This is a genomic window from Streptomyces sp. NPDC025273, from assembly GCF_040638585.1.
GTDB classification, from domain to species: Bacteria; Actinomycetota; Actinomycetes; order Streptomycetales; family Streptomycetaceae; genus Streptomyces; species Streptomyces cinereorectus.
On the sequence record NZ_JBEZYP010000019.1, the window covers coordinates 126,596 to 135,785 of the forward strand.

6 protein-coding genes are annotated in these 9,190 nt (G+C 71.3%); 3 read left to right on the top strand and 3 right to left on the bottom strand.

Annotated features, from left to right (window positions below; translation table 11 throughout):
• Positions 1-65: 65 nt before the first annotated feature.
• From sufB to AB0F38_RS26560, 3 genes are all read right to left on the bottom strand, one after another.
• Positions 66-1,487 (bottom strand): Fe-S cluster assembly protein SufB, encoded by a 1,422-nt coding sequence (gene sufB / locus AB0F38_RS26550; RefSeq protein ID WP_356536882.1) that lies wholly within the window; start codon positions 1,485-1,487, stop codon positions 66-68.
• Positions 1,484-2,236, bottom strand: coding sequence for a metalloregulator ArsR/SmtB family transcription factor (locus AB0F38_RS26555; protein WP_361898301.1), 753 nt, complete (start codon positions 2,234-2,236; stop codon positions 1,484-1,486). The genes sufB and AB0F38_RS26555 overlap by 4 nt, the downstream gene beginning before the upstream one ends.
• Before the next feature lie 204 nt (positions 2,237-2,440).
• A complete protein-coding gene (locus tag AB0F38_RS26560; protein WP_361898304.1) occupies positions 2,441-5,962 on the bottom strand; it encodes a S8 family serine peptidase in 3,522 nt (1,173 codons plus the stop codon).
• Between the two features lie 350 nt (positions 5,963-6,312).
• On the opposite strand from AB0F38_RS26560, the gene AB0F38_RS26565 reads away from it, so the two are divergent.
• The 3 genes from AB0F38_RS26565 (at position 6,313) to AB0F38_RS26575 (ending at position 9,068) form a co-directional block, all read left to right on the top strand.
• Positions 6,313-7,239 carry an ABC transporter ATP-binding protein gene (locus AB0F38_RS26565; RefSeq protein WP_361898306.1) on the top strand — a complete coding sequence of 309 codons (927 nt, stop codon included), beginning with the start codon at positions 6,313-6,315 and terminating at the stop codon, positions 7,237-7,239.
• The gene (locus AB0F38_RS26570; protein ID WP_361898309.1) at positions 7,236-8,003 is read left to right on the top strand and encodes an ABC transporter permease; all 768 of its coding nucleotides are present in this window, start codon (positions 7,236-7,238) and stop codon (positions 8,001-8,003) included. The genes AB0F38_RS26565 and AB0F38_RS26570 overlap by 4 nt, the downstream gene beginning before the upstream one ends.
• 84 nt (positions 8,004-8,087) lie before the next feature.
• On the top strand, positions 8,088-9,068 hold the full coding sequence (locus tag AB0F38_RS26575) for a COX15/CtaA family protein (RefSeq protein ID WP_361898324.1): 981 nt from the start codon (positions 8,088-8,090) through the stop codon (positions 9,066-9,068).
• Positions 9,069-9,190: the final 122 nt, after the last annotated feature.

Consider the following 9,190-nt stretch of genomic DNA (forward strand, 5'->3'; position numbering starts at 1 on the left):
GTAGTGCTCGCTTTCTCAGTCAAGAACTCTCGGAGGATCCGGTCGGAGTACGGCGGGCGGCCGTACTAGCCGACCGAACCCTCCATCTGCAGCTCGATCAGCCGGTTGAGCTCCAGGGCGTACTCCATGGGCAGCTCCTTGGCGATCGGCTCGACGAATCCGCGCACGATCATCGCCATGGCCTCGAACTCGGTCATGCCGCGGCTCATCAGGTAGAAGAGCTGGTCCTCGGAGACCTTGGAGACCGTCGCCTCGTGACCCATCGAGACGTCGTCCTCGCGGACGTCGACGTACGGGTACGTGTCGGAGCGGGAGATGGTGTCCACGAGCAGCGCGTCGCACAGCACGTTGGACTTGGCGCCCGGGGCGCCCTCACCGATCTCGATCAGACCGCGGTAGGAGGTGCGGCCGCCGCCCCGTGCCACCGACTTGGAGACGATGTTGGAGGAGGTGTTCGGGGCCATGTGGACCATCTTGGCGCCGGCGTCCTGGTGCTGGCCCTCGCCCGCGAAGGCGATGGACAGGGTCTCGCCCTTGGCGTGCTCGCCCATCAGGTACACGGCCGGGTACTTCATGGTGACCTTGGAGCCGATGTTGCCGTCGACCCACTCCATGGTCGCGCCCTCGTACGCCACGGCGCGCTTGGTGACGAGGTTGTAGACGTTGTTCGACCAGTTCTGGATCGTCGTGTAGCGGCAGCGGCCGCCCTTCTTCACGATGATCTCCACGACCGCGGAGTGCAGGGAGTCCGAGGAGTAGATCGGCGCGGTGCAGCCCTCGACGTAGTGGACGTAGGCGTCCTCGTCGACGATGATCAGCGTCCGCTCGAACTGGCCCATGTTCTCCGTGTTGATACGGAAGTAGGCCTGGAGCGGGATCTCGACGTGCACGCCCTTCGGCACGTAGATGAAGGAGCCGCCGGACCACACGGCGGAGTTCAGCGAGGCGAACTTGTTGTCACCGACGGGGATGACGGTGCCGAAGTACTCCTTGAAGAGCTCCGGGTGCTCCTTCAGCGCGGTGTCGGTGTCCATGAAGATGACACCCTGCGCCTCCAGCTCCTCGTTGATCTGGTGGTAGACGACCTCGGACTCGTACTGCGCGGCGACACCGGCGACGAGGCGCTGCTTCTCCGCCTCGGGGATGCCGAGCTTGTCGTACGTGTTCTTGATGTCCTCGGGCAGGTCCTCCCAGGACTCCGCCTGCTTCTCCGTGGACCGCACGAAGTACTTGATGTTGTCGAAGTCGATGCCCGACAGGTCCGAGCCCCAGTTCGGCATGGGCTTCTTGCCGAACAGCTTCAGGCCCTTGAGACGGAGATTCAGCATCCACTCCGGCTCGTTCTTCTTGTCCGAGATGTCGCGGACGACAGCTTCGGACAGGCCGCGCTTCGCCGCCGCGCCTGCCGCGTCGGAGTCGGCCCAGCCGAATTCGTACGTGCCCAGGCCATCGAGCTCAGGGTGGGCAGTCTCCGTAGGGAGCGTCATGCGGGGTTCCTCCCGGCCGTACTTGCGGATGCTGATGTGGTCGTCTGTGGAACTGTGGGGTGTGCTGCGGGGCTGCTGCGCGGAACGTACGTCGTGCACACGCCGTCGCCGTGGGCGAGGGTGGCGAGACGCTGGACATGGGTCCCGAGCAGGCTGGAGAAGAATTCCGTCTCCGCCTCGCACAGCTGCGGGAACTGCTCGGCGACATGCGCGACCGGGCAGTGGTGCTGGCACAGCTGCTCGCCCAACTGGGGGGACGGCGCGCTGCGCGCCGTAGCAGCGTACCCGTCGGCCGACAAGGCCTTGGCCAGCGCCTCGGTGCGCGCCTGGGGCTCCGCGGCGTCGACCGTGGTCCGGTACTTCTCCGACAGGGCGGCCATCCGTGCGCGGGCGAAGGCGACGAGCGCCTCGTCCCCGCCCGATTCGGCGATCCAGCGAAGGGCGTCTGCGGCCAGCTTGTCGTAGGACTGGTCGAAGGCGTCCCGGCCGCAGTCGGTCAGGGCGAACACCTTGGCCGGACGGCCACGGGTCCGCGCCCCGTACACCCGCTGTTCGCGGGCCTCGACGACGTCGTCGGAGACGAGGGCGTCGAGATGACGGCGTACGGCGGCCTGCGTCAGACCGACGCGCTTGGCCAGGTCGGCGGCGGTGGACGGGCCGTGATCCAGGATGGAGCGCGCGACCCGGTTGCGTGTCGAACGCTCACCGGTCGCGAGTTCCTCCTGCGGAGCCTCGCCAACGTATTTCACAACGCCATTGTTGCGTAATTCGCCCGAGCCTGACAACCCACCCCCGGGCCGGGCGCGGTGCACTTCGTCACTTAGGCAGACCTAAGTTGACCTGCGGAAATGTTGATCTCCGGGGCCCTTCGCAGGTGGGACACCCCGGGCGGCACGCGACCGGCCCCCGGCGGAAGATCCGCCGGAGGCCGGTCGTGCCGTGCGGGGGGGGTGTCAGCCCGCCGCGAGGTCGGACCGTTCCGTGACCCTGACCGAGTTGACCAGCGTCTTGCCCTCGTTGGCCACGAACCGGAGGTTCAGCTGGCCGTCGGTGACCGTGACGGTGAACGCCCGGTCGTGCGCGGTGTACCGGCCGGCCTCGAGTGCGAGGTCGAGGTTGGGCACGACCTGCGCGCCCTCGGCCATCACGTCGAAGACCCGGTCCGTCGGACCGGCGGCCCTGAGTTCCGCGAAGCCCAGCTCGATCCGGTACGTGCCCGGGGGGAGCCCGTCGAAGCGGTATTCGTACATGCCCTGGCGTGCTGTCGCGTAGCGCGCCGGGTCCCCGGTGCCGGCGATCTCCTTCGAGGTGGTGAGCCGGCTCGTGCTGCCGAGGTAGCCGTGGGCGCCCGTGGTGTAGGCCGGGTCGCCCGTCCAGGTGTCCCCGAGCGCGTCCACGGCGCCGGTCGTCGCCCCGGTGTCCAGCGCCCTCTGGTACGCGGGTACGACGACGCTGACCGGGATCTCCACCACGGGTGCGCGACCGCTGTCGCTGGTGAGCACCAGGGTGGCGGTGAGGACGGTGCCCGGCGTGGCGCCGGTGGTGTCGAGGGCGAGCGCGACCGATGCCTCGCCGCCCCGGCCGAGCGTGCCCTCGGCGGACGACAGCTCCAGCCAGTCCGCGTCCTGCTTCTCGGCCACCGCGTAGGCGGAGGCCGTGCCGGTGTTGGTCAGGTCCAGCGTCCGCTTCCGGGTCTGCCCGGCGGGGGCGATCACCTTGAGGGCGTCCTGGACCGGTTCCACCAGCGGGGTGCTGAGCGCCGTCTCGGTGTAGGCGACAGTGCCCGCCTTCGCGTCGACCGAGGCCTCGGCCGTCGCGTAGCGGCCCGCGGAGATCTCCAGGGGGTGCTGTCCCGCCGCGGGCTGGAAGGCGTACGTGCCGTTGCCCGCCGTGGTCGCGCTCTCGGAGCCGACGGAGACGGTGGCACCGGCCAGCGGCTTCCCGTCGTTGCCGTCGACGACCTTGCCGGCCACGACCCCGCGGCCCTTGGTGGCGAAGGACAGGACGCTGCCGTCCGTGATCCTCGCCGCGTTGTACGAGTAGAGCAGCGCGTCCGTGCCCGTGGCGTTCTCCAGGCCCACGGTGGCGGACAGACCGCCGCCGGGCACCGCCTTGTAGTGGTACGAGACGGAGCCGTCCTCGCCGATCACGGCGGAGAAGGTGGCCCGCTCGGCCTCGGCGACGACCAGCGCGTCCCGCCACTCGACGACGGCCCTGCGGTGCGGCGCGGTGCCGGTGACCGCCCAGTAGACGCCCGCGGCGGCGTCGACGGTCATGTTGTCCCACAGCGGGTAGAGCGCGCCGTTGGGCGTGCCGGTGGTGGGCAGCGTGCCGTTGACGCTGCTGGTGGACGAGGTGCCGAAGGCCAGGACGCCCTCCAGCGTGGCCGTCGCCTTCGTGTAGCCCTTCCCGTACAGCGGGAAGGCGAACGGGAGGTCGAAGGAGGCGCTGCCCGAGGTGGTGGAGGTGTAGGTCAGCTTCTCGGTGCCGGACGGGAAGCCGTCGGCGGCCCCGACGGCGCACGAGTGGCCGAAGGTGTCGGTCCGGTCCTCCAGGGTGATGTCCCGGGTGAGGCCGGCGGTGATCTCGACCGTGAGCGAGCTCGCGGTGGCGCAGGCGCCCGAGGGTGTCACCGACAGGTCGTACGTGCCCTGCGGCAGGGTCAGGCTGTACGAGCCGTCGGCCCCGGTCGTGGTGGTGACGGGGGTGCCCTGCGCCGCGACGACGGCGCCCGCCTCGGCGCCCGCGGAGCTGCTGACCCTGCCGGACAGGGTCGCGCTCGCGGCCTTGTCCAGCGGGAAGTCCTGGACGGCCGAGCCCCCCTCGACCACGGTGACCGCGCCCCGGGCGGTGACGAAGCCGAACTTGGCCACGGAGACCGTGTAGTCGCCGACCATCAGCTTGGGCAGGGCGTAGGCGCCGTCCGCGCCGGTGGACGCGGTGGCGCGCATGGGTCCGTCGAAGGTGACGACGGCGTCGGCGACCGCGGTGCCCTGCGAGCTGACCGTGCCGCTGACGGCGCCGAGCGCGCCGCGCGGAGTGGCGGAGACCGCCTCGAAGGCGTCCAGCCGGCCCTCGCCGAAGACGTTGTTGCGGGCGGGGGTGCCACCGCACTGGTCGGCGGCGGTGTCGACGGCCGAGGCGTCGAGCAGGGCCTCGGTGGCCCCGACGTCACCGGCGACGGCGGGCGAGGCCGCCCACATGAGGGCGACGGTCGCCGCGGTGTGCGGTGAGGCCATCGACGTACCGGAGATCGTGTTGTACCCGCCGCCTGCCCAGGCGGAGCGGACGTTCACGCCCGGCGCGGCGAGGTCGGGCTTGATCTCGGCGTTCTCGCCGGTCCCCCTGGCGGAGAAGGACGCGATGGCGTTGTTGATGTCGAACGCGCCCGAGGAGTAGGAGTTGGTGTACGAGCCGGGGCTGCCCGACGTACTGCAGGCGGGGCCGTTGTTGCCGTTGGAGAAGGCCGGGAAGATGCCGGCGTCCCGCCAGGACTGGACGGTGTCCCGGTACCAGGCGTCGTAGACGTTGGCGCCCCAGGAGTTGTTCACCACGTCGGGTGCCAGGTCGGGACGCGGGGCGGCGCCGGTGGAGTCGGTGGGGGCGACGACCCACTGGCCGGAGGCGAGCAGGGTGTCGCGCGCGCAGGAGCTCGTCGCGCAGCCCTTCGCGGCGATCCACTTCACTCCGGGGGCGACACCGATTCCGTCGGCGCCCGCCATGGTGCCCATGGTGTGGGTGCCGTGGCCGTTGTTGTCGCAGGGGGCGGCGGTGGCGCAGACGGAGGCGGGGTCGAACCAGTTGTAGTCGTGGCTGTAGGTCCCGTCGGCCTTGGTGCCCCGGTAGGCGGCACGGAGCGCCGGGTGGTCGTACTGCACCCCGGAGTCGATGTTGGCGACGACGACGCCCTCGCCCTTGACGCCGAATTCGCTCCAGACCCTGGGGGCGTTGACGCGGTCGACGTTCCACTCGGCGGCGTCGGTGCCCGTCTCGGCCCGGCCGGGCAGCGGGTCGGGGATCTCGACCGGCTCGTCGGCCTCGATCGACTCGACGTCGGAACGGTTGGCGATCTTCTCCGCGAGCGCCCTGCCGACGCCGGTCGCCTTGATCGTGTTGCTGATCCAGAACGTTTCGTACGGGACGTCCGCCTCGTCCAGCAACGCGCGTAGACCCGCCTGTGAACTGGCGGCGTGGGCGGTCTTGGCCGCGTACAGCTTCCGCGCCTTGTCGTCCTTGGTGACCGCTGCGCGGGCGGCCGCGGTGCCGGCCTCGGAGTCGAGGTTGATCCAGAGCGTGGTGCTGCCCCGCTCCGTCAGCGCCTCGACGACGGAGACCTGTGTCTTCTGCTGGAAGAGGGCCGGTCCGCCGGGATCCGGCCGGGCGGACGCGGGTGCCGCGGAAAGGACGAGGGGCAGTGCCGTCAGGGCCGCTGCGAGCAGTGCCAACGGTCTGATGCGGGTGAAACGTCGAGCCACGGGCTGTTCTCCTTCTCTGGGGTGGGTCGAAGGATGAGCGGGCGCCTGTCACGAAGCCGCCCCCCGGCGTGGTCACCGGGGGACTCGTCCGCGAAGGATGCTGAGGCGGCAGGCGGAGCGGAAGGGGCAGGGGGTACGGGGGCGGCCACGGGTGGCCGGATATGTTCACGGCCCGCGGGGCGGTTCGTCCGCATCCGCACGGCGAAGCCCCAGGATGGCGCGCGCATGACATCCGCGCGCCACGTTCCCGTCATCCCGCTCCCCGCGCGGAATTGGCCGGATGCCCTCCCCCGCCCCTCGGGGAACCCTCCGCGCGGCGGCCCGCGCGCCCCCGCCTAGACTTGCCCGCCATGAGCAGCGAGCCCGTTGTGCAGGCCCAGGGCCTGGTAAAGCGGTACGGCACCAGGACCGCGGTGGACGGCCTCGATCTGGAGGTCTCGGCGGGTGCGGTGACCGCGGTCCTCGGCCCCAACGGCGCCGGCAAGACCACCACCATCGAGACCTTCGAGGGCTACCGCCGGCCGGACGGCGGCCGCGTACGGGTCCTCGGCCTCGACCCGGTCTCCGACGCGGCCGCGCTCCGCCCCCGCATCGGCGTCATGCTGCAGTCCGGAGGCGTCTACTCCGGCGCCCGCGCCGACGAGATGCTCCGCCACATGGCGAAGCTCCACGCGCATCCGCTGGACGTGGACGCACTCATCGAGCGCCTGGGGCTCGCCGGCTGCGGACGCACCACCTACCGCCGGCTGTCCGGCGGCCAGCAGCAGCGCCTGGCCCTGGCCATGGCCGTCGTGGGCCGCCCGGAGCTCGTCTTCCTGGACGAGCCGACGGCCGGCCTCGACCCGCAGGCCCGCCGTTCCACCTGGGACCTCGTGCGGGAGCTGCGCTCCGACGGTGTGTCCGTCGTCCTCACCACCCACTACATGGACGAGGCCGAGGAGCTCGCCGACGACGTGGCCGTCATCGACGCGGGCCGGGTCATCGCCCAGGGCAGCCCCGAGCAGCTGCGCCGCGGCGGCGCCGAGAACACCCTGCGCTTCACCGGCCGCCCCGGGCTGGACCTCGCCTCGCTCCTCAAGGCGCTGCCCGAGGGCAGCGAGGCCGCCGAGCTCACCACCGGGGCGTACCGCATCACCGGGCGCATCGACCCGGAGCTGCTGGCCACCGTCACCTCCTGGTGCGCCCAGCACGGGGTGATGCCGGACGGCATAGCGGTGGAACGGCACACCCTGGAGGACGTCTTCCTCGAACTGACCGGCAAGGAGCTGCGCGCATGAGCGCCGGTACGTACACCCCCCGCCCCGGGGCCGCCCCACTGCCCCGCATGATCGTCGCGCAGGCCGTGCTGGAGACCCGGATGCTGCTGCGCAACGGCGAACAGCTGCTGCTGACGGTGGTCATTCCGACGCTGCTGCTGGTGCTGTTCAGCGCGGTCGACATCGTCGACACCGGCACGGGCGCGCCGGTCGACTTCCTGACGCCCGGCGTTCTCGCCCTCGCGGTGATGTCGACGGCCTTCACCGGCCAGGCCATCGCGACGGGCTTCGAGCGGCGCTACGGGGTGCTGAAGCGGCTGGGCGCGTCGCCGCTGCCGCGCTGGGCGCTGATGGCGGCGAAGACCCTCGCGGTGCTGGTCACCGAGGTGCTTCAGGTCGTCCTGCTGACGGTGATCGCCTTCGCGCTGGGCTGGTCACCACAGGGCAGCCCGTTCGCGGTCCTGCTGCTCCTGGTGCTGGGCACCGTGGCCTTCTCCGGCCTCGGGCTGCTGATGGCGGGGACGCTGAAGGCCGAGGCGACGCTCGCGGCGGCCAACCTGGTCTTCCTGCTCCTGCTGGTCGGCGGCGGGGTCGTCGTGCCGCTGGACAAGTTCCCGGAGGCCGCTCGGTCGGTGCTGGGGCTGCTGCCGGTCTCGGCCCTCTCGGACGGGCTCAGGGACGTCCTGCAGCACGGGGCCGCGATGCCGTGGGGGAACCTGGGAATCCTCGCGGGGTGGGCCGTGCTGGGGCTGGGCGCGGCGGCGCGGTTCTTCCGCTGGGAGTGAGCGTGCGGTGACATACCGCTGATGTCCGGAGCCATCCGGGAATGACCCACCCCTCGTGAAAACATGCACAAGCCGTTGCCTACGATAGGGCGCGTGGAAACCCCCCTCTCCTACATCGCCAAGCGCTGGACGCCGTCCACGAGGACCGCCAGGCGCGCCGCGCTCTCCGCGGTCGTGATGACCGTGTTCATCATCGTCACGGGCGGGGCCGTCCGGCTGACCGGCTCCGGTCTGGGCTGCGACACCTGGCCCAAGTGCACGGACGAGAGCCTCTTCGCCACTCCCGAGCAGGGCCTGCACGGGGCCATCGAGTTCGGCAACCGGATGCTCACGTACGTCCTGTCGGCCGCGGTCGGCTGGGCGATCGTCGCGGTGCGCTCCACGAAGCCCCGCAGGCGCGGCCTGACCCGGCTCGCCTGGTCCCAGTTCTGGCTCGTCATGGGGAACGCGGTCATCGGCGGGATCACGGTCTGGGCGGGCCTCAACCCGTGGTCGGTGGCGGGACACTTTCTGCTCGCCAACTGCCTGCTCACCGTGGCCGTCATCACGTGGGTGCGGATCGGCGAGGGCGACGGTCCGCGGCGCCCGCGCGCCCCGAAGCCGGTGCGCGGCCTGTCCTGGGCGATCGTCGCGACCTCGGTGGCCCTGATCGCCCTCGGCACCACGGTGACGGGTTCCGGCAAGCACGCCGGTGACAGCAGCGACGTGCCGCGCATGCCGTGGGACTGGACGGTGGCGGCCCATGTGCACGCCATCGCCGCCTGGGCGGTCTGCGCCCTGGCCGTCGCGATGTGGCTGGCCCTGCGGATCGTGGACGCGCCGGCCGACACCCGGGCCCGCGCACGCGACCTGCTGATCGTCCTGCTGGCGCAGGGCGCCATCGGGTACGTGCAGTACTTCAGCGACGTCCCCGAGATCCTCGTCGGCCTCCACATGCTCGGCTCGGGCCTGATGTGGATCGCCGTCCTGCGGTTGCTGCTGTCGCTGCGCGAGCGCCCGCGGACCGAGGTGGCCGTCCCCGCCCCTGCGGCCGGACAGCGGCCGGAGCACACGCCCGTGGCCTGATCCACACGACAACGGCCTCCGCCGTCGCTCCCGGGAGCGACGGCGGAGGCCGTTGTCGTGTGCGGGGCTCAGCCGGTTGTCGGGCCGCCGCCCAGGGTGGCGGGCCAACCGGGCCACACGTA